Source organism: Serratia sp. JKS000199 (assembly GCF_900215455.1).
GTDB lineage: Bacteria > Pseudomonadota > Gammaproteobacteria > Enterobacterales > Enterobacteriaceae > Serratia > Serratia ureilytica.
In genome coordinates, this window is record NZ_LT907843.1 from 476,125 (window position 1) to 501,642 (window position 25,518).

25 protein-coding genes, 1 tRNA gene, 3 pseudogenes and 1 riboswitch are annotated in these 25,518 nt (G+C 59.8%); of the genes and pseudogenes, 15 read left to right on the forward strand and 14 right to left on the reverse strand.

The window, feature by feature from the left end; all coding sequences use genetic code 11:
* The first annotated feature begins 80 nt into the window (after nt 1-80).
* The 3 genes from CPH57_RS02305 (at nt 81) to CPH57_RS02315 (ending at nt 768) form a co-directional block, all read left to right on the forward strand.
* Nucleotides 81-290, forward strand: a complete 210-nt coding sequence (locus tag CPH57_RS02305; RefSeq protein WP_172427998.1) for a hypothetical protein — start codon at nt 81-83, stop codon at nt 288-290.
* Nucleotides 287-595: a hypothetical protein gene (locus tag CPH57_RS02310; RefSeq protein WP_096241992.1), complete on the forward strand. Its 309-nt coding sequence runs from the start codon at nt 287-289 to the stop codon at nt 593-595. The genes CPH57_RS02305 and CPH57_RS02310 overlap by 4 nt, the downstream gene beginning before the upstream one ends.
* A 96-nt stretch (nt 596-691) precedes the next feature.
* A tRNA-Arg gene (locus tag CPH57_RS02315) sits at nt 692-768 on the forward strand.
* A 24-nt stretch (nt 769-792) separates the two neighbouring features.
* On the opposite strand, the pseudogene CPH57_RS02320 reads toward CPH57_RS02315, so the two are convergent.
* Nucleotides 793-933, reverse strand: a pseudogene (locus tag CPH57_RS02320) (integrase); the annotation flags it as partial.
* 639 nt (nt 934-1,572) lie between these two features.
* Between CPH57_RS02320 and rfaQ the strand changes: the two are divergent.
* The gene (gene rfaQ / locus CPH57_RS02325) at nt 1,573-2,733 is read left to right on the forward strand and encodes a putative lipopolysaccharide heptosyltransferase III (protein WP_096241993.1); all 1,161 of its coding nucleotides are present in this window, start codon (nt 1,573-1,575) and stop codon (nt 2,731-2,733) included.
* A gap of 51 nt (nt 2,734-2,784) precedes the next feature.
* On the forward strand, nt 2,785-4,032 hold the full coding sequence (locus CPH57_RS02330; protein WP_096241994.1) for an O-antigen ligase: 1,248 nt from the start codon (nt 2,785-2,787) through the stop codon (nt 4,030-4,032).
* 177 nt (nt 4,033-4,209) lie between these two features.
* Here the strand turns inward: CPH57_RS02330 and CPH57_RS02335 are convergent, their stop codons facing one another.
* Complete coding sequence (locus CPH57_RS02335) at nt 4,210-5,706, reverse strand: NCS1 family nucleobase:cation symporter-1 (protein WP_042783826.1); 1,497 nt, start codon at nt 5,704-5,706, stop codon at nt 4,210-4,212.
* A 133-nt stretch (nt 5,707-5,839) separates the two neighbouring features.
* On the opposite strand from CPH57_RS02335, the gene CPH57_RS02340 reads away from it, so the two are divergent.
* From CPH57_RS02340 to CPH57_RS02365, 7 genes and pseudogenes are all read left to right on the forward strand, one after another.
* Nucleotides 5,840-6,556 (forward strand): GntR family transcriptional regulator, encoded by a 717-nt coding sequence (locus CPH57_RS02340; RefSeq protein ID WP_096241995.1) that lies wholly within the window; start codon nt 5,840-5,842, stop codon nt 6,554-6,556.
* Nucleotides 6,556-7,423, forward strand: a pseudogene (locus tag CPH57_RS02345) (aspartate/glutamate racemase family protein); the annotation flags it as partial. The gene CPH57_RS02340 and the pseudogene CPH57_RS02345, both read left to right, overlap by 1 nt.
* Nucleotides 7,392-8,246, forward strand: a pseudogene (puuE, locus tag CPH57_RS02350) (allantoinase PuuE); the annotation flags it as partial. The pseudogenes CPH57_RS02345 and puuE, both read left to right, overlap by 32 nt.
* A gap of 193 nt (nt 8,247-8,439) precedes the next feature.
* Nucleotides 8,440-8,583, forward strand: coding sequence for a hypothetical protein (locus tag CPH57_RS24520; RefSeq protein WP_162837200.1), 144 nt, complete (start codon nt 8,440-8,442; stop codon nt 8,581-8,583).
* A gap of 125 nt (nt 8,584-8,708) precedes the next feature.
* The gene (locus tag CPH57_RS02355; protein ID WP_047025717.1) at nt 8,709-10,241 is read left to right on the forward strand and encodes a glycosyltransferase family 39 protein; all 1,533 of its coding nucleotides are present in this window, start codon (nt 8,709-8,711) and stop codon (nt 10,239-10,241) included.
* Between the two features lie 326 nt (nt 10,242-10,567).
* Nucleotides 10,568-11,119, forward strand: a complete 552-nt coding sequence (locus CPH57_RS02360; RefSeq protein ID WP_033642149.1) for a flavodoxin family protein — start codon at nt 10,568-10,570, stop codon at nt 11,117-11,119.
* Between the two features lie 602 nt (nt 11,120-11,721).
* Nucleotides 11,722-13,170: a GGDEF domain-containing protein gene (locus CPH57_RS02365; protein ID WP_033644213.1), complete on the forward strand. Its 1,449-nt coding sequence runs from the start codon at nt 11,722-11,724 to the stop codon at nt 13,168-13,170.
* A 6-nt stretch (nt 13,171-13,176) separates the two neighbouring features.
* Here CPH57_RS02365 and CPH57_RS24645 read toward each other — a convergent pair whose 3' ends face one another.
* Entirely contained in the window at nt 13,177-13,338 is a 162-nt protein-coding gene (locus tag CPH57_RS24645; protein WP_015376921.1) for a YnfU family zinc-binding protein, read from the reverse strand.
* Nucleotides 13,339-13,419: 81 nt separating this feature from the next.
* The gene (locus tag CPH57_RS02370) at nt 13,420-13,899 is read right to left on the reverse strand and encodes a cold-shock protein (protein WP_004940042.1); all 480 of its coding nucleotides are present in this window, start codon (nt 13,897-13,899) and stop codon (nt 13,420-13,422) included.
* 167 nt (nt 13,900-14,066) lie between these two features.
* Between CPH57_RS02370 and CPH57_RS02375 the strand changes: the two genes are divergently transcribed.
* On the forward strand, nt 14,067-14,576 hold the full coding sequence (locus CPH57_RS02375; RefSeq protein ID WP_096241997.1) for a VOC family protein: 510 nt from the start codon (nt 14,067-14,069) through the stop codon (nt 14,574-14,576).
* 36 nt (nt 14,577-14,612) lie between these two features.
* Here CPH57_RS02375 and CPH57_RS02380 read toward each other — a convergent pair whose 3' ends face one another.
* The 6 genes from CPH57_RS02380 to CPH57_RS02405 all read right to left on the reverse strand — a co-directional run bounded on the left by CPH57_RS02380 (nt 14,613) and on the right by CPH57_RS02405 (nt 20,529).
* On the reverse strand, nt 14,613-15,440 hold the full coding sequence (locus CPH57_RS02380) for an amino acid ABC transporter ATP-binding protein (RefSeq protein ID WP_015376924.1): 828 nt from the start codon (nt 15,438-15,440) through the stop codon (nt 14,613-14,615).
* A gap of 9 nt (nt 15,441-15,449) precedes the next feature.
* The gene (locus CPH57_RS02385; protein WP_004940038.1) at nt 15,450-16,337 is read right to left on the reverse strand and encodes an amino acid ABC transporter permease; all 888 of its coding nucleotides are present in this window, start codon (nt 16,335-16,337) and stop codon (nt 15,450-15,452) included.
* Nucleotides 16,338-16,367: 30 nt separating this feature from the next.
* On the reverse strand, nt 16,368-16,895 hold the full coding sequence (locus CPH57_RS02390) for a GNAT family N-acetyltransferase (protein WP_096241998.1): 528 nt from the start codon (nt 16,893-16,895) through the stop codon (nt 16,368-16,370).
* Between the two features lie 9 nt (nt 16,896-16,904).
* Entirely contained in the window at nt 16,905-17,825 is a 921-nt protein-coding gene (locus tag CPH57_RS02395; RefSeq protein ID WP_033642151.1) for an ABC transporter substrate-binding protein, read from the reverse strand.
* A 26-nt stretch (nt 17,826-17,851) separates the two neighbouring features.
* Nucleotides 17,852-19,177, reverse strand: coding sequence for an LLM class flavin-dependent oxidoreductase (locus CPH57_RS02400; protein ID WP_042783837.1), 1,326 nt, complete (start codon nt 19,175-19,177; stop codon nt 17,852-17,854).
* A gap of 188 nt (nt 19,178-19,365) precedes the next feature.
* Nucleotides 19,366-20,529: a M20 peptidase aminoacylase family protein gene (locus CPH57_RS02405; RefSeq protein WP_033642153.1), complete on the reverse strand. Its 1,164-nt coding sequence runs from the start codon at nt 20,527-20,529 to the stop codon at nt 19,366-19,368.
* A 345-nt stretch (nt 20,530-20,874) separates the two neighbouring features.
* On the opposite strand from CPH57_RS02405, the gene cspE reads away from it, so the two are divergent.
* On the forward strand, nt 20,875-21,084 hold the full coding sequence (cspE, locus tag CPH57_RS02410) for a transcription antiterminator/RNA stability regulator CspE (protein ID WP_004940030.1): 210 nt from the start codon (nt 20,875-20,877) through the stop codon (nt 21,082-21,084).
* A 57-nt stretch (nt 21,085-21,141) separates the two neighbouring features.
* Here cspE and CPH57_RS02415 read toward each other — a convergent pair whose 3' ends face one another.
* From CPH57_RS02415 to crcB, 3 genes are all read right to left on the reverse strand, one after another.
* Nucleotides 21,142-22,332 (reverse strand): multidrug effflux MFS transporter, encoded by a 1,191-nt coding sequence (locus CPH57_RS02415; protein WP_033642154.1) that lies wholly within the window; start codon nt 22,330-22,332, stop codon nt 21,142-21,144.
* A 6-nt stretch (nt 22,333-22,338) separates the two neighbouring features.
* Complete coding sequence (locus CPH57_RS02420; protein ID WP_033642155.1) at nt 22,339-22,935, reverse strand: TetR/AcrR family transcriptional regulator; 597 nt, start codon at nt 22,933-22,935, stop codon at nt 22,339-22,341.
* Nucleotides 22,936-23,224: 289 nt separating this feature from the next.
* Nucleotides 23,225-23,608, reverse strand: a complete 384-nt coding sequence (gene crcB / locus CPH57_RS02425; protein WP_004940022.1) for a fluoride efflux transporter CrcB — start codon at nt 23,606-23,608, stop codon at nt 23,225-23,227.
* A gap of 78 nt (nt 23,609-23,686) precedes the next feature.
* A riboswitch (Fluoride riboswitch) is annotated at nt 23,687-23,749 on the reverse strand.
* Nucleotides 23,750-23,832: 83 nt separating this feature from the next.
* Here crcB and CPH57_RS02430 point away from each other — a divergent pair.
* A complete protein-coding gene (locus tag CPH57_RS02430) occupies nt 23,833-24,261 on the forward strand; it encodes a GNAT family N-acetyltransferase (protein ID WP_033642156.1) in 429 nt (142 codons plus the stop codon).
* A 1-nt stretch (nt 24,262) separates the two neighbouring features.
* Here CPH57_RS02430 and CPH57_RS02435 read toward each other — a convergent pair whose 3' ends face one another.
* Nucleotides 24,263-25,330, reverse strand: coding sequence for a diguanylate cyclase (locus CPH57_RS02435; protein ID WP_046686563.1), 1,068 nt, complete (start codon nt 25,328-25,330; stop codon nt 24,263-24,265).
* Nucleotides 25,331-25,518: the final 188 nt, after the last annotated feature.

Here is a 25,518-nt window from a genome sequence, read left to right on the forward strand (position 1 = left end):
CGGCTTCAGGAACCTCTACGCCATTTTTACCGGCATTTGCATACGCTGGGGCCATACACGGGGCGAAAGAGGGCAGGATCATGAGAGCGATAACCCGGCTTTATCCGTTGCATCATCAGCCTGATCAGCAACCGGCGCAGCCTAAGCACGTTGGTGAGACGGTGTTCGATTCTTCGCTGCATCCGGCGGACAGTGAGCAACTCACCGCGCTGCATCAGCTTTGTCAGCACCAGGCGACGCCGTCGTGGCGGGCGCGCCTGAGCGCCCTGTGGCGGAAGCTGCGCGCATGAACGGCAGCGCATGGGTAGGGTGCGCGCTATTGCTGGCTTGGGCGCCGTGGAGCCAGGCTTCTTTAAACAGCGCACGCCCTGACTCCGCTCCGGGGAAAAGAGGGGAGGCGACCTGCAACATGCAGGTGGTTGAGCATGCCGATTGGGGCGACATTACGGCGGTCGTTCAGTCCGTGCGCCTTTGCCTGCGGCGGGGTGATGGGCGGCAAGGGGCCGAACGCACGCCAGGCGATACCGCTGTCGGCCTGGCGCAACGCAGCATAGCGCGGGCCGCCGCACGGGCGCTGGCGGAAAAAACGCCATAAAGCACCGTCGCCGCCGTAACGTCATGAAAAGGCATTGACTCGCTAACCTCTGACCGTATAATCGCAACCCGCAACCACAGGTTGCCGCATCTCAATGCGCCCTTAGCTCAGTTGGATAGAGCAACGGCCTTCTAAGCCGTAGGTCATAGGTTCGAATCCTATAGGGCGTGCCATTAAGTATCAATGAGTTACGCCTTTCATCCCGTCTTTCCGATTTCATCATGGGACAGATTTGGGACTAAACCTCCGAAAATCGCATCAATTTGCCTCGCATGCTCAGTGAGATGGTTCGGTGTAAGGTGAGCGTATCGCTGTACCATTTCTATGCTCACCCAGCCGGTCTATTCTCCAAAGCTCAGCTTTTCGACGGTCGTGCAATTTCTGCGCTTGGCGAGTGATTAGGTATCCGGCCGCGGCGCCGCTGTTCCACCGGTGAAAACTCCTATTTCTCCCCCCCCCCACGTTTATTCGCTAACGATGGTTCACTTCCCGCACCGGGCTCTCCGGTCGGGGAGTGAGTTCAGCACGCGCCGCACGGTGCAGCAATAAAAGACATTAATAACCTCAATAGGTTAGGAATTTTCTCGGTAACCCTGCAATTTGTAAAGGATTGATCGTTTTCAACGATCGGTAAGATCTTATTGATCTGCACAACCAATTATCTTTGCTGCACGGTCGCCGTTAAGATCGGGCAGGATATTATTCGGCGGTAACTCTTTATTCATCCGGTGAATACCACGTAGCGCTCGACAATTTATCAGGATAAAACCCCCGTACTCAGCCATGACGAGAACGTCTGCTAATTGCCCGCTTTCCCGCGATAACGAGATTGACGGTTCAGGGAGCACGGCAGAGAGAACGGCGTTTTCTCCCTGCAGCCTTCTCGGGTTATCGAACCGTGGCGCAGCGCTATTTTTATCCTCACGGACTCTTTCGGCCCTGCAGCGGCCTTTTGTATTTTTCTGAGGCGACGAACCATGAATGCCCATCGCACCACCGGCAAACGCCCCGTATCCCCGCTGGCCATACTCCCCGATCGCCGGGTGCCCAATGCGCTTTTGCACCGGGATAGCGTGCAACGCATTCTCGTCATCAAGCTGCGCCACTTTGGCGACGTCCTGCTGATGACGCCGGTGCTCAGCACATTGCGCGTCAACTACCCCAATGCGCTGATCGATGTGCTGGTCTATGACGGCACCGAGGCGATGCTGGCCGGCAATCAGGATGTTTATCTGGCCTTTACCGTGGATCGAGAGCTCAAGCGCCAAGGGCTGAAAGCGCAATACCGCGGCGAATATGCGTTATGGAACAGCCTGCGGACCGGCCATTACGATCTGGTGATCAACCTCTCCGATCAGTGGCGGGCAGCGTTGTACTGCCGTTTTCTCAAACCGACCTTCAGTCTGGGGTTTCGCTACCCCAAACGCGACAATCGACTCTGGCGGGCCTGCCATTCGCTACTGGTCGACGTTGCCGGCCCGGCGCAGCACACCGTGCTGAATAATCTCAGCATTCTGGCGCCACTGGCCTTGCCCACGACAATCACGCAGGTGACGCAAGCCTGGCGGCAATCTGATGTGGATGACGTTGACCGGCTCAGTCGACGCCATCACCTGACCGATTTTGTGCTGATACAGCCGACCGCACGCTGGGCTTTCAAGACCTGGACGGTGGACGGATTCAGCGCCGTGATTAACCACCTGACCGCCCAGGGCAGAACGGTGGTGCTCACCGGCGGACGCACGCAAGATGAAGCCGCCATGATAAGCGCCATTATGGCCCGCTGCCTGTTACCGCGGCGGGTGATTAATCTGGCCGGGCGTCTGGAGCTGCCGGAGCTCGCGGTGTTGATTGACCGGGCGCGGCTGTTTATCGGGGTCGATTCGGTGCCGATGCACATGGCCGCCGCGCTGAATACGCCCTCGGTGGTGCTGTTCGGGCCCAGCGACCTCGCGCGATGGTCCCCGTGGCAGGCGCCCCACACGTTGCTGTGGGCCGGAGACTATCGTCCGCTGCCCGCCCCGGACGCCGTTGACACCAATACCCGCGAGCGTTACCTCGCGGCCATCCCGGCCGGCAATGTGATACAGGCGGTTAACAGGCAACTGGCATCCCTCGTCGGGTCTGCGCAGCGTTAACCCTGCGCGGCCTTCCACCGTGTTTTTTCTCTTATCAATGAGTACGCCACGATGCTATTCAACTCAGCAGTTTCCTCGTCGATACAGACGCCCCTTCAGCAACGGTTGTTTGCGTTTACCGCCTTTTTGCTGGGAGCCTCCCTCCCGACCTCCAATCCCCTGATGAATATCTCACTGGGGCTGGTTGTCGTCTGTCTGCTCTGGCTGCGCGATATCCGGCAGTGGGCTGCACTGGCTTGTCATCCCCTGGTCTGGTTGCCAGCGCTGATGTTTGCGCTGCTGGCGTTGTCATTGCTGACGCATGCTCACGCCTACGGCCCCAAAATGGTCGGCAAATACCAAAAATTGCTGTATGTCCTGCCGCTGGCGCTGTTCTTTCTGGCCGACTCGCGGCTGATGACGCAATTTGTCCGCGGCTTTTTGTGGGCCAATGCCGCGATATTGGCCATCAGCTTCATGAGCGGGCTTGGCCATGTCACATTGGGCGGGCTGAACCCCGACAATCCTACGGTGTTTAAGCTGCAAATCACCCAAAACGTGTTTATGGCGCTGGCGGCGCTGGTCTGGTTGTCGCGTGCTTTTGCCTGTAGCGGAAAACGGCGCTGGGGGTATGCGGGACTGGTGTTGTTGGCGACGGTTAATGTTCTGCTGATGGTGCAGGGGCGTACCGGGTATGTGGCATTGGCCGTTGGCATGGGTATCTGGTTATTGCTTACCCTCCGGCGCAAGCAGCAAGTGGCCGTGCTCGCCTGCGGCATACTGGCTGTCGTGATGCTGGTCATGATCCCCAATCGCGCCATGGAGCGCCTGACGCTGGGCGTCCAGCAAATTCAGGGGTGCGTTTTCGCCCCGGCCCAAACGGCTTATGCGGCCTGCGACAACTCCATGGGGCAACGCACCGCCTTCGCCCGCGAAGCCCTGCGACTGATAAAGCAATCCCCGCTGCTGGGCAACGGCGCCGGCAGCTTTTGGTACGGCAATCCATCCACCGGCTATGGCGTGCATAATCCGCACAATGAATACCTGTTGGAAACGGTGCAGAGCGGTTTGCTGGGATTGATGGTATTCCTCACCTGGATGTGGAGTTGCTACCGTGCAGCCTGGCGCTTGCCACCGGCGCGCCGAAATCTGTTCGTTGCGGTGCTCAGCAGCTACATGGCCTGCCATCTGTTCAATTCATTCCTGCTGGACTCGTCCGAAGGGCACCTGTTTGTCATTATCGCCGCCTTGCTGGCCGGGCTTTCCCTCAACACTCCGCCGTCTCTTCATGCAGACTTGCCTCAACCCCAGATGCGATAGGGGGTTGAAGTGCTTCGAAAATACGCGCTTGATCGCGGCGCTCAGCGCTCCTCCGCGCATCGGTGAAAAGCCAGCGGCCGCCTGGTTCGCTCACAACGGCCGCCCCGGCGTTAACGCCGGGGCGGCACGGTTGCGGATGGCTTTTTTCCCTTCCGACGCAGTTTGCTGTGGGCGGAATTACTCTTTTTGCGCCATCACCTTCGCCCGGAACGCCGGACCGGCCACGGCGGCGCGCTCATCGCGGGCCAGCCAGCGGTAGGCGGTCGCGCCGAGGAAGACGCCGATAAACCAGCTGAAGTTGGCCACTTGGTGCAGAGCCGGAATAAAGCTGATGATCAGGCCAATGGCCACCGACGGCAGCAGCGCGGCAATGGCTTTCGGGTTAAAACCGTTGCGGTACCAGTATTTGCCTTTCGGGGTGTCATCAAACAGATCGTCCACGGATACCTGGCCGCGTTTGATCAGATAAAAATCGGCGATCAGGATGCCGAACAACGGGCCAATAAAGGCGCCCAGCACGTCGAGGGTGTAGTGGATAAGCTCCGGCGAATTAAACAAATTCCACGGCGTCAGCAGAATCGACCCAACGGCGGCAATCATCCCGCCGGTGCGGAAGCTGATTTTCTGCGGCGAACAGTTCGAAAAGTCAAAGGCCGGCGAGACGAAGTTGGCCACGATATTGATGCCAATGGTGGCGGTGATCATCGTCAGCAGGCCAATGGCGACCGCCAGATCGTTTCCAATGCGGCTGACGGTTTCAATCGGGTCGGTGATCATGTGGCCAAACAGCGATTGTGTGCCGGAAACAATCACTACGGTGACGATGGAGAACAGCAGGAAGTTGAACGGCAGGCCCCAGCGGTTGCCGCGGCGGATCTCGCCCATGTTTTTGCCGTAGCGGGAGAAATCGCCGAAGTTGAGCAGCGGCCCGGAGAAGTAGGAGACCACCAGCGCGGTGGCGGTGATCATTTGCCAGGTCTGCTCCCCGGCGGTCAGCGATTTGCTGGCCAGGGTAAAGGAAATCCCGTCAAAACCGGTCTTGTATACAATCCAGCCCGCCAGCGCCAGCATCACCACATAGACTGCCGGCCCGGCGATATCGATGAAGCGCTTAATGGCGTTCATGCCGTGCCAAAAGACCATCGCCTGCAGCAGCCACATGGTGGCGAAGCATAGCCAGCCCAGGAGCGACAGGCCGAGGAAGCCGGTTCCGGTGAGCGTGGACAGCGACGGCCAGAACTTGAGCAGCACCAGCATCAGGGCGTTGGCCGCAAGGTAGGTCTGGATCCCATACCAGGCGAAAGCGATAAGCCCGCGGATCACCGCCGGGATATTGGCGCCAAAGACGCCAAACGCCTGGCGGCAGATGACCGCATAGGGCACGCCGGCCATTTGGCTTGGCTTCGCCACCAGGTTGGCGCACAGCTGTACGATGCAAATGCCGATCAGCAGGCAGAGCAGCACCTGCCAACTGGCCAACCCAAGCGTGAAGAAGCTCGCCGCGACCACATAGCCCCCCATGCTGTGCACGTCCGACATCCAGAATGAAAAAATGTTGTACCAGCTCCAGTTTTGGTCGCGCGTCGGCGCGAGATCTTCATTACACAGTCGCGGGCTGTAGCCGGCGGTCGCGTCTTTGGCCGAAACCTGATGCATGTGTGTTGAATGTGGCATGAAACCTGCTCCTCTTGTTATGTGGATTGCTGAGGCTATTGCAGGATCCAGGCCACAATGGCTGATTTTGCATACAGAAACCGAGCGTTATGTATACGATTTTGCTATCGATAGGTGAAACCGGAGTGGGTGAATGAATACTGAACATTGTCTCCAGGCCGCGCCAGCGCTGCAGGACAAAGATGAAACCATTTATCAGGCGTTGATGACGGCGATTGTCGAGCATCAGCTGCCGCCGGGCAGCAAATTGCCGGAGGAGGCGTTGTCCGACGTGTTTGCCGTGAGCCGCACCGGCATCCGTAAGGTGCTGCAACGACTCGCCGCTGTGCAAATGGTTAGCCTGAAGCCCAAACGTGGTGCATATGTCGCCAGCCCGACGGTGGAAGAGGCGCAGGCTATCTTCCGCACGCGCGCGCTGCTGGAGGTCGCCAACCTTCCCGATATTATCGCCCGCTGTCGGGCGCCCCATCTGGCGGCACTGGAGCGCATTATTCAGCTGGAACAGCAGGTGCATGAGGCTTACGACGGCCCGGCGGCGATTCGCTATTCCGCCGATTTTCATATTCAGCTGCAGGCGATCTCGGGCAATTCGGTTATCACCGACATGGTGACGCGTCTTTGCCAGCGATCTTCCCTGGTCATCGCCACCTGGGGCGCGCCGTGGCGGCAGGGGTGCCGTTGCGACGATCATCAGCAGTTGGTCGGTTTGTTGCGGGATAAAGCGCTGCAGCCTCTGAGCGACGCCCTGATGCGCCATTTTGATCATATTGTCGCCAGCCTGCGCTTTGAGCGCGATGGCGTCAGCCCGCCCGATTTTTCCCGGCTGTTCGCCGGTTACAAGGAGCCGTGATGTCTTCTGTTTGCATACAGGTTATCAACCCCAACACCAGTCAGGCGATGACCGACAGCATCGCCGCCGCCGCGCGCACCGCCGCCGCGCCAGGCACCGAGATCCTGGCGGTGTGCCCGCGCGACGGAGTGCCGTCCATTGAAGGGCACTTTGACGAAGCCATCGCGGCGATCGGCGTGCTGGAACAGGTGAGGGCGGGGCGACGGCAGGGCGTTGACGGTCATGTGATCGCCTGTTTCGGCGATCCGGGATTGCTGGCCGCGCGCGAGCTGGCGCAGGGGCCGGTGATCGGCATTGCGGAAGCGGCGATGCATATGGCGTCGATGGTGGCGACCCGTTTTTCGATCGTCACCACGTTACCGCGCACGCTGATTATCGCCCGCCACCTGCTGCATCAGTACGGTTTTCATCAGCATTGCGCGGCGCTGCACGCCATTGACTTGCCGGTGCTGGCGCTGGAGGACGGCAGCGGGCTGGCGCAGGAGAAAGTGCGCGAGCGCTGCATCCGCGCTCTGAAAGAGGATGGCTGCGGGGCAATTGTGCTCGGCTGCGGCGGAATGGCGACGCTGGCGCAGGAACTGACTCGCGAGCTGCGGGCGCCGGTGATTGATGGCGTCAGCGCGGCGGTAAAAATGGTGGAGTCGCTGGTGGCGTTGGGGTTATCGACCAGCAAACAAGGGGACTTAGCCTATCCCGAAACCAAAGCGTTAAGCGGTCAATTTCAGTCGTTAAATCTATTTTAAAGGGATGAAGAATGGTCATTGTCGATGAGAATTACCCCCGTGACCTGCGAGGCTACGCCGGAGATCCGCCGCACGCGCGCTGGCCGGGCAACGCGCGGATTGCCGTGCAGTTTGTGCTCAATTACGAGGAGGGCGCGGAGAATCATGTGCTGCATGGCGATGCGGGATCGGAACAGTTTCTCTCCGATATTATCGGCGCCGCCAGCTATCCGGCGCGTCATATGTCGATGGATTCGCTGTACGAATACGGCAGCCGGGCGGGCTTTTGGCGGATCCACCGCGAGTTCAGCCGGCGTGGCCTGCCGTTGACGGTCTTCGGCGTGGCGATGGCGCTGGCGCGCCAGCCGGAGATTGTCGCGGCGATCAAAGCGGCGAAATACGATGTGGTCAGCCATGGTTGGCGCTGGATCCATTATCAACATATGGATATCGCTGAGGAGCGCGAGCATATGCAAAAAGCGGTGCAAGTGCTGGCTGACCTGTTCGGCAAAGCGCCTACCGGCTGGTATACCGGGCGCGACAGCCCCAATACTCGGCAACTGGTCGTGGAGCAGGGCTGTTTTGATTATGACAGCGATTATTACGGCGATGATTTGCCGTTCTGGAGCGAAGTGGCGTGCGGCGACGGCGGCCGTCGGCCGCACCTGATCGTTCCTTACACGCTGGACGCCAACGACATGCGTTTCGCCACCGCTCAGGGGTTTAATACCGCCGAGCAATTTTACACCTATCTGAAAGACAGCTTCGACGTGCTGTACGCTGAGGGTGAGGAGGCGCCGAAGATGATGTCGGTGGGGATGCACTGTCGTCTGCTGGGCAGGCCGGGGCGTTTTCGCGCGCTGCAGCGTTTTCTCGACTATATCCAGCAACACGAACGGGTGTGGGTCTGTACGCGGCAGCAGATAGCGGACCATTGGCGCGAGACCCATCCGTACCCGGGAACATGACGCATGCCAGGCTGCGCTGTGTCGGTTCCACTGCGCAGCGTGTTTTCATATGGCCAATAACGCTGCCACTCAGCTCGTTCCAGTGCTTTGATGGATCGACAGAGCGGCCGTAGGGCAAACGACCCGCCGCCAATTGAACCTTCGTTTATTTTGCCGCGTTACAATAGGTGAAAATTTCCCCATGGAGCCTATCGTGCGCAAATCCAGATTCTTTCTCGTGACCTTGCTGTGCCTGTGCGGCGCCGCCGTGCTGTACGTCATGGCTTACCGGGCGTTGGGGCATTACCTCAGCGACGGGGAGAAGGCCTACCCGGACATCACCGTTGAAATCCGCTGAGGGCCGTGCGCCGCCGCGGTGATTGCGCCGATTTTTTCGCACTGATTTACCCGCCATTTACCCGCCGTCGGCAATGATGACGCTGCGTCTCCACACTGTGTGGTTCTCTTGGGCGGAATGCGGTTATGTCACTGCAACAGGTATCGAATGTTTCTTTGAGCAATAACGGCTTAAAAGGCATCGGTTACAAACATTACGCGTTGGCGATCGTGGCGTTTTCGGCGATCGTGCGGTGTATTTCCTTAACGGATCGGTATTTTTGGTGCGACGAGGCCTCCAGCGTGCTGACCAGCCGCTATGATGTGGGCGCTTTGCTGTACCATGCTTCCTTCGATGTTCACCCGCCGCTTTATTACCTGCTGCTGCATGGCTGGATGGTGCTGTTTGGCGACGGCATTATGGCGGCCCGCGCGCTGAGCCTGGTGTTCGGCGTGATGACGGTGGCGCTGGCGATGCGTTTTACCCGTTGGTTGGCCAACGAGCGGGCGGCGCTGACCGCGGGATGGCTGATGGCGATCATGCCGATGGCGGTGCGTTACAGCCAGGAGGCGCGCATGTATGCGCTGATGGGGCTGTTGGCGATCGCCGCCGCCATGGCGCTGGCGAAGTGGCTGAAAACGCCGGATAACCGCCGCTATCTGGCGCTGTATGCGCTGTTGATGACGCTGAGCTTTTATACTCACTACTTCACGATTTTCACGCTGATCGCGCACTGGCTGGTGGTGTTGGCACTGTCGTGCCGCCGCGAAGGCGAGTGTTACATCAGGCAGCCGGCGTGGTGGGTGGCCAATGCGGCGATTGGAGTGGCCTATATTCCCTGGCTGCTGGTGCTGCTCAATCTGCTGGCGCATATCGCCGAACTGCGGGTCGGCGGCGACGTCGGTTGGATCCCTCAGGTTGCCTGGGGCGATCTGCCGGCGATGTATTGGCGTTTTCTCACCGGGCATGATGGCAGCAACTATCCCACGATCATTCTCTGGCTGCTGCCGGCGATGTTTGTCGCCTTATGTTCACTGCTGCTGTGGCGGCGCCAGATGCCGAGAAAATATGCTCTGCTGCTGCTCGGCGGCATGCTGATCCCGGTGACGTTGGTATTCGCCATTTCCTGGCGTTCGCCGCTGTTTGTCGATCGCTACCTTTATTCCGCCGCGCTCGGCATTCCACTGGTATTGGGCGTGCTGATCGCCGGTACGAAAAGCCGGGTGCGCGGGATCTCTTTGCTGCTGTTCTTCAGCCTGCTGTTCGGCTGCGGCGTGCGCAACGACTATCCGGTCGAGAAAGATGAATTCAAGGTGATGGTGCACTACATCAACAGTAACTATCAGCCCAACGATGCGGTGGTGGTCAGCAACATGTTCAACTACCTGAGCTATGTGTATTACAACAAGAAGGGCTATCGCGCCTTGCTGTATACCCCCGCCAGGCCCAACGGCATTTCGGGCAAGCCCAATGCCTATGGTTTCGGCACCTTTTTCCACGATCGGGCGGCGCAGACCTACGTCGATAACCTCAGCGCGTTAGCGAAAGGCCATCGCCGGGTCTGGCTGGTCAGCGGCGGGGATTTCAATCAGGACTTCGGCCGTTCGCCGCCGGGGTGGGTCAATACCGGCACCTTCAAAAGCGGCGGTTTCGAGTCGAGGCTGTTCGTGGTGCCTTGAGCGGAATGTCATATTTCCCATTCGGCGTTACATCTGGCCGAGCAAACTTACGCGGGGATGACAGTTCTATACATTGGGATTGGTACTGTAGCTCTACCCGATGATGTTGTGTGTTATCCATTCCCTGTAGTGTATTACCCCATCCCTGTTAAGTTTATCCCGCCTTGTGCGGGATTTTTTTTATCTGCGCATACCCGGCGGCGTGTAGCGCGATTTTTTTGAATGACACCGTCAGTTTTATTCAGTATTCAGCCGTTGCGCACTTGATTAGATTGAACGCGAGATGGGCGTCGTCGGCGCCTCTGTGCAATGAGTGGAGAATTTCTATGGCGAAGACAGTAGTGGTGTTTCATTCCGGCTACGGCCATACCGAGCGTTTGGCGAAAGTGGTGGCGGAAGGCGCAGGGGCCGAACTGATCGCCATCGATCAGGAAGGCGATATCAGCGATGAAGCGTGGCAGAAGCTGGATGAGGCGGACGCCATCATCTTTGGCTCACCGACCTATATGGGCGGCCCGTCCTGGCAGTTCAAGAAATTCGCCGACGCCAGTTCCAAAGCCTGGTTCGGCCGCAAGTGGCAAGACAAAGTGTTCGGCGGCTTTACCAACAGCGCCAGCCTGAACGGCGACAAACAGGTCACGCTGATTGCGCTGCAAACGCTGGCTTCGCAACATGGCGGCCTGTGGGTCAGCCTGGGGCTGCTGCCGGCCAACACCAAATCGGCGCAGCGTACCGATGTCAACAACCTGGGCGGTTCGGTGGGGCTGTTGGTACAGACGCCGTCGGATGCCGGCGTGGACGAGATGCTGTCGGGCGATCTGGCGACCGCCAAGCTCTATGGCCAGCGCGTGGCGGGCTTTGCCGCCAAACTGGCGTAAGGCCTTGCCGCGTGCAGCGTTCATTTTCTCTGCACATTTGGCGTGTAAGCTGCGAAATGTTATTAGCCTGCTTGGGCTAACGCTGCATTTCGTACAAATATTCCCGGTTCCTAGGCCGGGTTTTTTGTTGCTAAGGTCTGCTTAAGCTTTCGCCGCTACACTGCATGGCAGCACAGGCATGCAATGAATGGCTGTGTCGTAACTGTCGATTTGCTGTTGTTCAAGCAAGCCCGCTTTAGGCGGGCTTTTTTTGGGTTGTTATTGCACGGGCGGCCCAGTTGCAGGAAAATAATCGCGTAGTTATTCAAATATCATTCAATGAGCAATAACCACAATCTTATTAATGTAATTAGCGTCGGCGGCGGCCTATTACGCTTTGCGCTATGCTGTCAGCAGAGCTGAGCATTATTTTCCGACGGTATGCGGGGGAGTCCGCCGCCGCCACATTAGGTTAAGAAAATTCTGTTAATTAATTGTTAATGTTTTTTATTATTGATTTGTCTGGCTTTTTTGGTTGAAATCCGGGTTGATTATCCCTCACTGGCCGGGCGAGAGAGTATGCACATTATTATTCTGGTTATTAGCAAAATATGGGCGAGGCGATGAACGCCAGAATAAACGCCAGGCATGGCCTGCCGCTTACGGTTCAGCTTATCAATCTTTTCATGCTGGCCTTTTTACTTTCCCTGGTGGGCATTCTTAGCCGGCCGATTGGCTCGCTTTCTTTATTTTGGCCGGTGAATGCGATTCTGCTCGGCCTGCTGCTGCGCAAACCCGCTTACGCCACGCCGCTCGGCTGGCTCACGACCTACCTGGGCATGGTTGCCGCCGATCTCAGCACCGGCGAGGGCTGGTCTTTGGCGCTGTGGCTGAACGCCTGCAACATGTCGCTGATCGTCGTCGGTTACGGCATCATGCTGATGCTGCCGCAATCTCAACGGCGCATGGGTAAACCCCAGGCGATACTCTATATGTTCAGCGCCAGCCTGGCCGGTGCGGCGGTGGCGTCGACGCTGTCCGTGCTGCGCAACGATAGCCTGTACAACAACACGGTGGTGGTCGCCTGGCTGGCCTGGTTCAGCGAACAGTTTTCGACGACCCTGCTGCTGCTGCCGGTGCTGATGGCGGCGCCGCGGTTGAAACAGCTGTTGCGCATGCAGGTGCGTTGGCGCTTGAAAGGCTGCCTGCCGCTGCTGGCGCTGCTGCTGTCGCTGGCGTTCAGCGTCTATATCGGCGGGCCGGGCGCGATCGCCTTCCCGATCCCGGCGCTGCTGTGGTGCGCGGTGCGCTACCAGCTGTTCCCCGTGACGTTGCTGACGTTGTTGACCGGTATGTCCGAGATCAGCAGCATCTCCGCCAACCTGGTGCTGTATGAAACGCCGAACAACCATAATGCCTTCCTCGACACGCTGATGTCCGCCCGATTGGGTATCGCCATGCTGGTGATGGGGCCGCTGATCCTCGCCAGTTCCATCGCGGCCAACCGTAAGCTTATGCGGCGTCTGGAGCACAGCGCCAACCACGATTTCCTGACCGGCGTGCTGGCGCGCAGCGCGATGACGCGCAAAGCGGGCGAGCTGTTGGAGCACAAGCACCGTTCCAAAGAAGCGGTGTCGTTACTGCTGATCGATATCGATCATTTCAAGCAGATCAACGATACGCACGGCCACAGCGCCGGCGATCAGGTGCTGGCGTCGTTCGCGCACATCGTGCGGCGCGAGCTGCGGCACGATCAGCTATTCGGCCGCTTGGGCGGGGAAGAGTTCGCCATCATGCTGCCGCGCGCGTTGGCGGCGCAGGGCGTGGCGCTGGGGGAGCATCTGCGCCGGCTGGTGGAGCAGACGGAGCTGCAGGCGGAAGGCAAGCAGACGTTGAAAATCACCATCAGCGTCGGCGTCGCCAGTTTGGCGATGAACGAGGTGAAATCGCTGGAGCAGTTGATGAACATGGCGGATATCGCGCTGTATCGCGCCAAATCGCAGGGGCGTAATCGGGTGGAATCGTTCAACGTGGTGAACGGCAACAGCGTCGAGCATATCCTGTTCCGCTAACCGTTTTCAGCCTTGCCTGGGCTCGAAACGGGTTTCGCAATTAGGGCAAATCAATATCACGTCTTGCAGCATTGCCGCGCATTTTTGCCGGGTAACATAGCCGCATTTAGGGCAGACGATTTGGGTGGAGCGGTTGATAAAACCTTTGACGCTGCTGGAATCGGACATATCAATAGCCTGTGTCAGGTGAAAACTCACGCTAACACAGGCGACGACAAATTTCGTTGGTTATTTTCTGTACGCAGAGGCTTACAGGCTTTTCAGCGCCTTGATGGTCTCATCCATGTCGATCTCGTGCTCGGAGAAGGTATGGGTGGTGTTCTGGAAGGTGGTGATGGTCAGCATGCGCAGCGTTTGCATGGCCTGCGCCTGGTCTTCAGACTGCGGGCGAATGCGGTTCATCAGCAGGCCGACCGACAGCACGGTGTTCTCTTTATCCACGTCGGCTTTGACCGGCACTTCCTTGGTGAAGGTATTGAAAGACTTGATGCTGGTGATCTTGATTCTTTCATTGGCGATGATGATGTATTTGCTGGGCGCCAACACTTTGACCGCATAAGCCGACGGGCCTTTGGTGTTGTTGGTCGGTTCGAAGGTCACCGCCGCGTTTTTCTTAATCAGCTCCGGGTTTTGCACTTTAATCACGTGAAAATAACGATTTTCTCCGTTCTCGTCGGTAATAAAGCCGAAGCCTTTGTCTTCAAAAAAAGTCGTTATCTTGCCGTTCATCGCTATTCTCACAAAAAGGTTCAATATAGCGCTTATGATAGCGCGGAATGCCTTGCAGCGACAGATTGCGCGGGCGGCATTTAGTCATGCGATAACGGCATTTAGCGGCTTCCCGGCGACATGCTATGTTCATGCTGACTTTATTCAATGCGCAAAAAGGAATAGCGATGGGCATCAAACGTCTCAATCACGCCGTGCTGTACGTCAGCGACGTGCGGCAGAGCGCCGACTTTTATCATCAGGTATTGGGCTTCAAGCTGAAGCCGTCCGACAGCCCCGATCGGGCGGTATTTACCCAGGCCGCCGACTCGGACAACGATCACGATTTGGCGTTGTTCAGCAAGAACCTGGGCCAGCAGCGCGCCGGGGTGTTTCGCGCCAACGGCGAGCCGCCGGCGGAGCATGAGCCGCCGGCCGGGCTGTACCATCTGGCCTGGGAAGTGGACAGCCTGGAAGAGCTGGAGCGCATTCGCCATCAGCTGGTCGAACGCGGCATTCTCGGGTTGGAAGAGGATCACGGCGTGCACAAAAGCATTTATGGTCACGATCCGGACGGGCTGCTGTTCGAGGTGACCTGGTTTATTCCCCCGGCGTTGCTGACCGAAGAGGACAAAAACCAGCAGGGGATCCGCCCGTTGGATTTCGCCGCCGAGAAGCGGCGTTTCGCCGGCCTCTAACCTGCTCCTGCGCGGGGCGCATCGGCGCCCCGACGCTCACAGTACTTTGTTGAGGAAGTTGACGGTGCGCGGGTGCTGCGGCTGAGCCAGCACCTGTCTGGCATCGCCCTGCTCGACGATCTGCCCGTCGACCATAAACACCACCCGATCCGCCGCTTCGCGCGCAAAGCCGATTTCATGCGTCACCACCACCAGCGTGACGCCCAGATCCGCCAACCCTTTAATCACGTCCAGCACTTCGCCGACCAGCTCGGGATCGAGCGCGGAGGTCGGCTCATCGAACAGGATCACCTTCGGGTTCAGAGCCAGCGCGCGCGCGATGGCGATGCGCTGCTGTTGGCCGCCGGAGAGGTGGCGCGGGTAGGCGTCCGCCTTGTGGCGCAGCCCGACCGTATCCAGCAGCTCATAGGCCACCGCTTTCGCCCGTTCGCGGGAGTGGATCTTGTGCACCACCGGCGCTTCGATGATGTTTTCCAGCACCGTCAGATGCGGGAACAGGTTGAAGTTTTGGAACACGTAGCCGACGTTGATGCGCTGCCGGAGGATGGCCTTTTCCTTCAGCTCGTACAGCCGGTTGCCCTTGCGGCGATAGCCGACGTAGTCGCCGTCAATGCGGATAAAGCCCTCGTCGACGCGCTCCAGATGGTTGATCGCCCGCAGCAGCGTCGATTTTCCGGAGCCGGAAGGCCCGAGGATCACGGTCACGGTGCCCGGCTGCAGCGTCAGGCTGACGTCGTCCAACGCCTTGTGTTTGCCGAAGAATTTGCTGACGTTGCTGATTTCGATCAGGCCGCGCGCCGGCACCGGGGTGAGGTTGCGTGCCGGCTGTTCGGGCAAGGCGTAATAATCAATGGCTTCAGACATGCGGGTCTCCTAACGTTTTAGCCAGCCGGCCAGTTTCTGCCAGGGCGTCGGCGGCAGTTCGCGCACCGCACCCCGGGCGAAATAGCGTTCGATGTAGTATTGGATCACTGACAGGGCGGTGGTGATGAACAGATACCAGACGGTGGCCACCATCAGCAGCGGTATCACCTGCTGGGTGCGGTTATAGATCACCTGGATGGTGTAAAACAGCTCCGGCAGCGCCAGCACATAAACGATTGAGGTGCCTTTCGCCAGACTGATGATCTCGTTGAATCCGGTCGGAATAATGGATCGCAGCGCCTGCGGCAGAATGATGCGGAAGGTGCGGCGATAGCCCGGCAGGCCCAGCGCCGCCGCCGCTTCGTGCTGGCCGTAATCCACGCCCAGGATGCCGCCGCGGATGATCTCGGCGGTATAGGCGGACTGCACCAGCGTCAGACCCAGCACCGCCACGGCGAACTGGCCGAGGATATCGATGGTCGGGTAGCTGGCGAACACCACCGAGGTAAAGGGAATGCCCAGCGAGATGGCATCGTACAGATAGGAAAAGTTATACAGGATGATCAGCACCAGGATCAGCGGCAGCGAGCGAAACAGCCAGATATACCCCCAGGCCAGCGACGCCAGCAGGTAAGAACGCGACAGCCGCGCCAGGGCCAGCAGGGTGCCGAACAGAATGCTGAACAGCGTGCCGAGCAGCGTCAGCAGCAGGGTCTGTCCCAGCCCCGCCAGCACCGCCGGGGCGAAGAACCACTCGGCGAACACGCCCCATTCCCAGCGCGCGTTGCCCGCCACCGATTGCACGATGGCGGCCAGAATAAACAGCGAAAACAGCGCGCCGATCAGCCGCAGCGGATAGCGGGCGGGCACCACTTTCAAGACTTCTTGTTTGGACATGTCATGTCTCCTGATACAGATAAAGGGGCCTTAGGCGATTTTCCTTTCCGACGCGCAACAACAGGCGTCTTCTGCAATCAGGCTTTTGCGGAACGGCAGGCGGCCATCGTAGGGCGGGCGGCTGTAAACCTCGCTGTCGACGGTGGGATCGAACTGCGGCTGATAACCGTTGCTCAGGTACAGGCCCACCGCTTCGGGCTGGCGAAAGCCGGTGGTCAGATAGAGCCGGCGATAACCCTGCGCCAGCGCCAGCGTTTCCAACTGCTGCAACACCCGTTGCGCCAGGCCCTGGCGGCGCAGATCGCCCCGCGTCCAGATACGCTTCAGCTCGGCGGTTTGCCCGTCATAGCGCTTGAAGGCACCCATGGCGATCGGCGCACCGGCGCGCAGCAGCACGATGAAGGCGCCCTGCGGCGGCGCGTACAGGTCCAGCGGTTCCGGTTCCTGGTCACCAAAATAGTCGCCGTAGCGCTGACGATATTCGCCGAACAGCCCCTCGATCACCGGGGCGACCAGCGGATCGGTCGGCAGCGTCTGAATGAAAGTGTCTTGCGTCATCGCGCGCTCCTAATCGCCCAGACCGGGCGGGTTGATTTCCGACTGCGCAAGGCGTTCGACGCTCTCGCCCCAGCGGTTGAGCACCTGATCGTACTGTCCGCCGCGGATCGCGCCGTTCAGCGCTTCATTCACCGCCTGCACCAGCCCGTTGCCTTTACGGGTGGTGACGGCGATGTGCGCCGCCTTGGGCCAACCGCCTTCCACCGTGCCCGCCAGCCGGGTACGGCCATTCAGCGCCGCTTTATAGGCGCCCAGCACGTTGGGCCCGAAATAGGCGTCGGCCCGGCCGGATTGGATCGCCAGCGTGGCGGCCGCATCGTCGGTCACGTAGATCGGCTGGAAGGGTTTGAGCCCCTGCTGCCGATTCTGCTTGTCCCATGCCAGCAAGATGGCTTCCTGGTTGGTGCCAGAGCCGACGATGATCTTTAATCCGGCGATATCGGCAGGCTGTTTGATCGTCGCGATCTTGCCGCCGGTTTTGACATAAAAGCCGAGCGAGTCGATGCGATAGGTGGCGAAGTCGAAGCGGGTTTTGCGCTCTTTGGTGACGGTGACGTTGGTGATGGCCGCGTCATACTTGCCGGAAACCACCCCCAGCGGCCAGTCTTCCCACGAGGTTTGCACCACGTTCAGTTCCAGGCCCAGGCTGTCGGCTACCAACTGCGCGATATCCACTTCGCTGCCGATAAGCCGCCGGTTGTCGGCGGCGAACAGCGCCAGCGGCGGCGTGTTGAGCGCGGCGATCGCGACGGTGAACCGGCCCGGCTTCACGAAGCGGAAATCGGCCGGCAGCTTGGCGATCGCCTGCGGGTTTTTCGGCGCATGGATAGGGGTTTCATTGGCCTGCAAATCGATGCCGGTGCCCGCCTGCGCGGCGCCGGTCAGGCTCAGCAAGGCCGCCACGAGAGCGGCGGTAACGGTTTTCTGCATAGCGGGTATCCCTGAAAACGATCTTATTATTGGGTGAATCTGTTCAACGGACGCTTCAGGCCCAGGTGCTCGCGCAGCGTATCGCCGTGGTACGCCTGGCGGAACAGGCCGCGCCGTTGCAGGACGGGCACCACCCGATCGACGAAGTGCCCGAAGGCGTTGGGCGTACCGCCGCTGATGATGAAGCCGTCGGCGGCTTCGCCGTCGAACCAGCGTTGCAGGCCGTCCGCCACCGCTTCCGGCGTGCCGCTGAACACCGGGCGCGGCGAGGCGGCCTCCAGCGCCACCTGGCGCAGCGTGAGGTTACGCTCGCGGGCGTTGCGCTTGATGGCGTCGGTGGTGCTGCGGAAGCTGTTTTGCCCCAGATCGCCGATGTCCGGGAAGGGCGCGTCCAACGGATGGCGGGAAAAGTCGTAATGTTCGAAGTAGCGGCCAAGGTAGTTGAGAGCGTTCTCGATGCTGACCAGACGGGCCGTCTCTTGGTACTGGCGCTCGACGTCCGCATCGTCGTCGCCGACGATCACGCTGACGCCCTGGAAGATGCGCAGGTCGTCCGGTTCGCGCCCCTGTTCCACCAGCTGCCGCTTCACGTCTTGGTAGAAATCCTGCGCCTGCTCCAGCGTGTCGTGATGGGTGAAGATCGCATCGGCGTGCTTGGCCGCCAGCCGTTTGCCGTCTTCGGAGGCGCCGGCCTGGAACAGGATCGGGCGGCCCTGCGGCGTGCGGCCAATGTTCAACGGCCCCTGCACCGAGAAGAACTCCCCCTGATGATTGAGGGTGTGCAGTTTCCCGGCGCGGAAAAATTCGCCGCTGGCCTTATTGCGCACGAAGGCATCGTCCTCCCAGGAGTCCCATAGTCCTTTGGCGACGTCGAGAAACTCGCCGGCGATGCGGTAACGCAGGCTGTGCTCCGGGTGTTCGGCGCGCGAGAAGTTTTTGGCCGAACCTTCCAGCGGCGACGTCACCACGTTCCAGCCCGCGCGGCCGTTGCTCAGGTGATCGAGGCTGGCGAACTGGCGGGCGACGGTGAACGGATCGCTGTAGGATGTGGAGAGCGTGCCCACCAGGCCAATTTTGTCGGTGGCGGCGGACAGCGCGGCCAATAAGGTCAACGGCTCGAAACGGTTAAGAAAATGCGGAATGGACTTTTCGTTGATATATAAGCCATCGGCGACAAAGACGAAATCGAATTTCCCTTGTTCGGCTTTTTTCGCCGAGGCGATATTAAATTCGAGGTTGATGCTGGCGTCGGCGGTGGCGTCCGGGTGGCGCCAGGCGGACATATTTCCCGAGGCGCCGTGCAGAATGGCGCCCAGCCGTAATTGCCGTTGATTATTCGCGTTGTCGCTCATCGTGATTATCCTGTCATGCGCCGAAAGGCGCGCGGTGTCTGATGCGTCCACTATTGATGAGCGCTGTCGGGATGTAAAACAACAAAACAGCATATTCAAATGTTGAAAACTGCAAATATCACGGCGAGCGAAAATAATAATCCCCGGCGCGGCATCAGCGGCGTCGGGGAAATACTATTTCACGTTATTCAGGCGTTGCTGAGGGCTTTTTTCGCTGCGGGGGTTAATTGCTGCAGCGTGCGCTCCGCCAGCAGCGAAAAATAGTGGGCGGCAGGAAAGAGGGCGCGCTCATCGGGATTGAAACGCGGATGGTGCAGGCCGAATTCGCTGGCGGAGCCGATGCTGACGAACACGCCCGGCACGTGATGCAGATACAGCGCGAAATCCTCGCCGCCCATCTGCAGCTCCGCCTCTTCGACCCGGTAGCCGGCCTCGGCGGCGACGGTTTTGCTGAACGCCGCCCAATGGGCGTCGTTGATCACCGCCGGCGGCCCCGGCTGCCAGTGGAGTTCGGCCTGCGCGCCGAGCGCGGCGGCAACGCCGTCGATCACCTGGCGAATTTTATCCGGCACCTGGCGGCGCACCGCATCGCTGTGGGTGCGCACCGTGCCTTCCAGCTCGACGGTTTGCGGCAGCACGTTCCAGGTATTGCCGCCTTCGATGCGCGTCACGCTCACCACCAGCGACTCCAGCGAGCTGAAGCTGCGGCTGGGCAGCGTTTGCAGCGCGCCGACGATCTGGCTGGCGGTGACGATGGTATCGACACCCTGTTCCGGTTTGGCGGCGTGGGCGCCTTTGCCGGTAATGCGGATCTGGAAGCGATCGACGTTGGCGTAGAACGGCCCGGCGCGGGTGGCGAAGGTGCCGGTGGGCAGCTCCGGCGCATTGTGCAGGCCAAATATCGCCGCGACGTTATCCAGCGCGCCGGCGTCGATCAGGTGTCGGGCGCCGTTGAAGGTCTCTTCCGCCGGCTGGAAGAAGATGCGCACCGTACCCGCCAGTTCGGCTTCACGCGCTTTGAGCAGGTGTGCGGCGCCGAGCATCACCGAGGTGTGAAAGTCGTGCCCGCAGGCGTGCATCACGCCGCTGTTTTGCGAACTGAAGGGCACGTCGGCGATTTCGTCGATCGGCAGGGCGTCGATGTCGCCGCGCAGCGCGATGATCGGCCCCTGGCCGCTGCCGATCTCCGCCACGACGCCGGTTTTCAGCGCCAACGGCAGAAGGCGAATGCCCGCCTCTTGCAGCCAGCGGGTCAGGCGGGCGGTGGTGGCGAATTCATGATTGGAAAGCTCCGGGTTTTGGTGCAGTTCACGCCGATAGGCGATGATCTTGTCTGCCAACTGGCTGGTCATAGGCTTGGCTCACAGTGGGAAATAAACCCTAACCCTAGTGCAGGGGCCGCCGAAGCAAAAAGACCATCTGGTTATATTTCATAGCGATTGTGTTTGCACGGCGCGTCAACGATGGGGGAAAGGGGCAGGTTTAGGCGTTCGCGCGTTGTTCGCCGGCGCAGGGAGAGGATTGACCTGGAACGGTAACTTACTGCAACCGGTGTCATTCATTTACACCGGACAACACGGATTTTTTCACTCTTTATCGGATTTCTGTGATCGCGGTGGTGGACAAAATCCTGCCTGCTTGCTGTACTGTAATCGACACAGGTTTTGTGTCTTTCATTCACGTTAAAGGTAAGTTTGATGTCTAAGATTAAAGGTAGCGTTAAGTGGTTTAATGAATCCAAGGGCTTCGGTTTCATTACTCCGGAAGATGGTAGCAAGGACGTTTTCGTTCACTTCTCTGCCATCGTTAGCAACGGTTTCAAAACGCTTGCTGAAGGCCAGCGTGTAGAATTTGAAATCACGAACGGTGCCAAAGGCCCATCTGCCGCTAACGTTACTGCTATCTAAGCTGCGTAGCTGAATTTCTTAAAACCCGCTCATTGAGCGGGTTTTTTATTGGGCGCGTTATGCGTCGCTGCGGCGGGCCAACAGGCTGAACAGCAGGATGGCGATGGCGTAACAGCCGACGATGGTCAGCGCCATCGACAGGCCCGAGGTGCCGCCCAGCCCGGTGAGCGGCACGGCGCAGGCGCCGAGCGCGAACATGCACACGCCGATCAAGGCCGACGCGCTGCCGGCTTTGTCCCCCTGGCTTTGCATCGCCAGCGACGAGGCGGTCGGGCCGACGATGCCGATCACCGCCACCGAGAAGAACAGCGGCACCAGCAACACGACCAGCGGCGCATGCAGCGCGGCGGCCAACAGCAGCAACAGCGATGCGACGGCCGCCAGCGTTAATCCGCCCCTCAACACCCGGCGTTCCCCCCAACGTGAACTGAGACGGCTGGCCAGCTGCGCCGCAATGATCAGCCCGACGCCGTTAATGGCGAAGCACAGGCTGAACATCTGCGGGCTGAGGCCGTAGATCTGCTGCAAGACGAAAGGCGAAGCGCCGATATAGGCGAACATGCCGGCCATTACGAAGCCCTGCGTCAGGCACAGGCCCATGAAATAGCGCTGGGTCAGCAACCCGCCGAGCGACATCAGCATCGCCAGAATGCCGCCCTGGCTGCGGCGCTCTACCGGCAGGGATTCGCGCAGCTTCAGCGCCGACAGGCTGAACAGCAGCACGGCGATGGCCGCCAGCACGCCGAAGATGCCGCGCCAGTTCATCACCTGCAGCATGACGCCGCCCAGCACCGGCGCGACGATCGGCGCCAGGCCGTTAACCAGCATCAGCAGGGCGAAGAAGCGGGTCAGCTCGTGGCCGGCGTACAGATCGCGAGCAATGGCGCGGGAAATCACCGCCCCGCCGGCGCCGGCGATGCCCTGGAGCAGGCGGGCGATCAGCAGTTGGTCAATGGTGGGCGCCAGCGCGCACCACAGCGAAGCGCCGAGCAGCAGGATCAGCGACAGCAGCAGCGGGCGCATACGGCCCAGTTTGTCGCTGTAAGGGCCAAAAATCAGCTGGCCGACGCCCAGGCCGAGAAGCCCGGCGGTCAGGCTGAGCTGCGCGGCGGCGGTGGAGGTATTCAGCTCGCCCGCCATTTCCGGCAGGGCGGGCAGATAGAGATCGGTGCACAGCGGCCCCAGCGCGGCCAACAGGCCAAGCACGACGGCGTACACCAGACGTTGTCTGGCTAAGTGTTTGGTCATGGGAGATTAAGATTTCCTGAACAGGTGAGAAATGGCCTGCTGATACAGATCGCGCAGCAGGGACGCATCGGCTTTTTGCGTGGTAAGGATACGGTAACCGGTGCCTTCGCTCATGACGGCGATAAACTCCACCCGCGCGGCGATCTCTTCCGCGCTGAAATCGGGATACAGCCGCTGCAGGTTGTGGCACACGTGGCGAAACAGCCGCGCCTCCGCATCGCTGAGCAGTTTGGCCACCACCGGGTTGCGCGTGGCCTCGGCGGTCACTTCCAGCATCAGCATGTGATCGGTTTCGCTCTCGCCCGGTTGCTGAAACAGCGTGCGCGCCGCCAGCGTGCCGGCGATCAGGTTGATGTGATCGCCAAGGTTTTCCAGGCGCTGCATCTTGCTGGTGATGATGCGATTGACGATCTCTTCGATAATCGCGTCTTTATTGGCGAAATAGCGATAGATTTGCCCGACGCTGAGCTGCGAGCCCTGGGCAATCTCCGCCATGCTGGCGGCATGGAAGCCGTGGCGGCGGAAGCTGGTTTTCGCCGCTTCGACGATCTGATCGCGGCGCGCCTGCACTTTGGCCTGTTTACTGTCGTTGGGGGAGAGCATCTGCCCGATCCTTTGCTGCGCGTGAGCCGGGTTCACAATTTTGGGTGTGAACGTTCATTCTCAATTGTAGTGTAACGGATGGGGAGGACGCAAGATGAACGCGCGTTGCGGGGAAAAGGTGTTTAGGCGAACAGGTAGGCGTTGATAAAGGCGGCGACGATCAGCACGCACAGCGCAACGGCGATCGCTTCGGCGGTGGTTTTCGGCAGGCTAAACATAGCGATTTCTCATCCAGTCAGGAGTTCTGGATGAGATTATGCGCATGCAAGATTAAGGAAACATTAAGGGCTTAGCGCCCGTTGACCCACATCACCAGCATGAAGGCCAGCAGCGTCATCGCCAGCGAGCCGGCCAGGTTAAGCAGCATGTTGGCCAATGCCCAGCCGAAGCGGCCGTCCTGCATCAGATACACCACCTCCAGCGAAAAGGTGGAGAAGGTGGTCAGGCCGCCGCAGAAGCCGGTGGTGATCAGCAGTTTCCAGGTGGGATCCAGGTGTGTCATGCGGGTGAAAATCGCCATCGCCAGACCGATGATAAAACCGCCGATCAGATTGACCATCAGCGTCCCGAGCGGAATGTGGGCGTTCAGCGGATTCATTTTCATGCTTACCGCCCAGCGCAAAACGCTGCCGACGCCGCCGCCGATAAAGACGGCCAGTAAAGAACTCAACATGGGGCAACTCCCTTTCAAACAGAGAAATTCACGGGCTCGGAAAGGGACAGGCGTAACGCTACGCGCCTCTCTCCGAGAGGTTACGTAGACATCATCAGCCTGTGAAGGCGGTTAGGGAGGAATGTCATCTCCAGCGTGCCGCACGGCCTTTTTCACCGTACCCGATGGATGTTACACCTAACGCCGTCTATTTTGTAGTATCGACCCCCTGCGAGGTAAAACCGATGGAAATCAGAGCGGCGCGTCTGGGCGACCGGCACGCTATCGCCGAATTGATGACGGTGTTGGGCTATCCCGGCACCGAGGCGTTTCTGACGCAGCGCATGCAGCAACTGTTGGCGCACCCGGACGAGGCGCTGCTGGTGGCGGCGGACGGGGCGCAAGTGCTGGGCGTGTTGTCGCTGCATTTCCTGCCGCAGCTGGCGTTGGCCGGCGACATTGGCCGCATCAGCTATTTTTGCGTCGACGATCGGGCGCGCGGCGCGGGCGTGGGGCGGCGGTTGTTGGCGGAGGGAGAGGCGTTGGCGCACCGTCGCGGCTGCGATCGGTTGGAGGTTCATTGCCACAGTCGCCGCGAGCGGGCCCATGCGTTTTACCTGCGCGAAGGCTTTGTTGAAGCGCCGAAGTATTTTGCCAAGTTATTAAGTCAGTAAGTTACTCCCCTGGCGGCACTGCCGTTTCCAGCCGGTTGCGGCCGTTTTGCTTCGCCCGATAGAGCGCGCTGTCGGCCGCTTTCAGCCAGTCCAGATAGCCGCCCAACGCGGGGTGGTAGTTGGCGATGCCGGCGCTGATCTGCAGCCGCAGTTGCGGCGCCTCCTTGAAGCTGACCGCATCCAGCCGCTGCTGGATGCGTCGCAGGACGATTTCCGCCTGCTCGGCGTTGGTGTTCGGCAGCACCGCGCCAAACTCGTCGCCGCCGTAGCGCCCGACGATATCCACGTTACGCAAGCCGATCAGCAGCTCTTCCGCCAGCGCCGCCAGGGCCTCATCCCCCAAAGCATGGCCGAAGGTGTCGTTGATGGTTTTGAAGCGGTCGATATCCATCAGGATCAGCGTGGCCTTATCCTGGTAGCGACGGCAACTGTCGAACTGACGATGCAGCAGATGCTCCCAGTGGCGACGGTTGTATAAGCCGGTCAGCCCATCGCGGGTGCTGATGCGCTGCAGCTCCTGTTTCTTTTCCGCCAGCCGCTTGGCGGTGCGGTAAGTCACCAGCCCGAGCAGCGTCGGGTAAAGGTAGATCATCGGCAGGCACAGATAGACCTGCAACGGCGTGCTGTACGGGTGAAACGGGAAGCCGAGCAGCGCGGCGGTGAACACCGCCGTGGCCAGTTGCATGGCCAATCCTTTTACAAACAGCGTTTTGCCGGCTGAAGCGATGTTATTCATGCTCATCATCGACAGGATGACGATGGCGGGCAGCGCGTTGAACGCCATCATCGCCGCCCAGAAGCCGCCGAAAGCGGAGTCGATCAACAGGTTGCGAATTTCGGCTTTGAACGGATCTTTGGCGCGGCGGGCCAGGCGGTAGGCGAGATGCGGCCAGAGAAAGCCGTGAAAGGCCAGCAATAGCCAGACCGCCGCGGGCGGAGCCAGGGGGTAGAGCGCGGCGCAGACGCAGATAAAGCCGAGCCCCAGACCGACGGCGCGGGGCAGGTAGGTGCGTTTGGCGAAGCTGAGGCCGGATTTTCGGGCATCGAAAATGGGTGGGGCAATATACATCCGGCATCTCCCTGATGAGTATCATGGCAGCGTATCATGCGGGTGATAAACTAAGAATAGTCTGGGATTCACGTCCAGAGGCCCTGTGGCATTACTGCGACCGATCTCACTCTGTTACATGTTGCGGTTGTGCGAGCCGAAGGAAAGTCGCTAAATATTCGCAGGCAAGGTCAGTTTTTCTCGCTGTT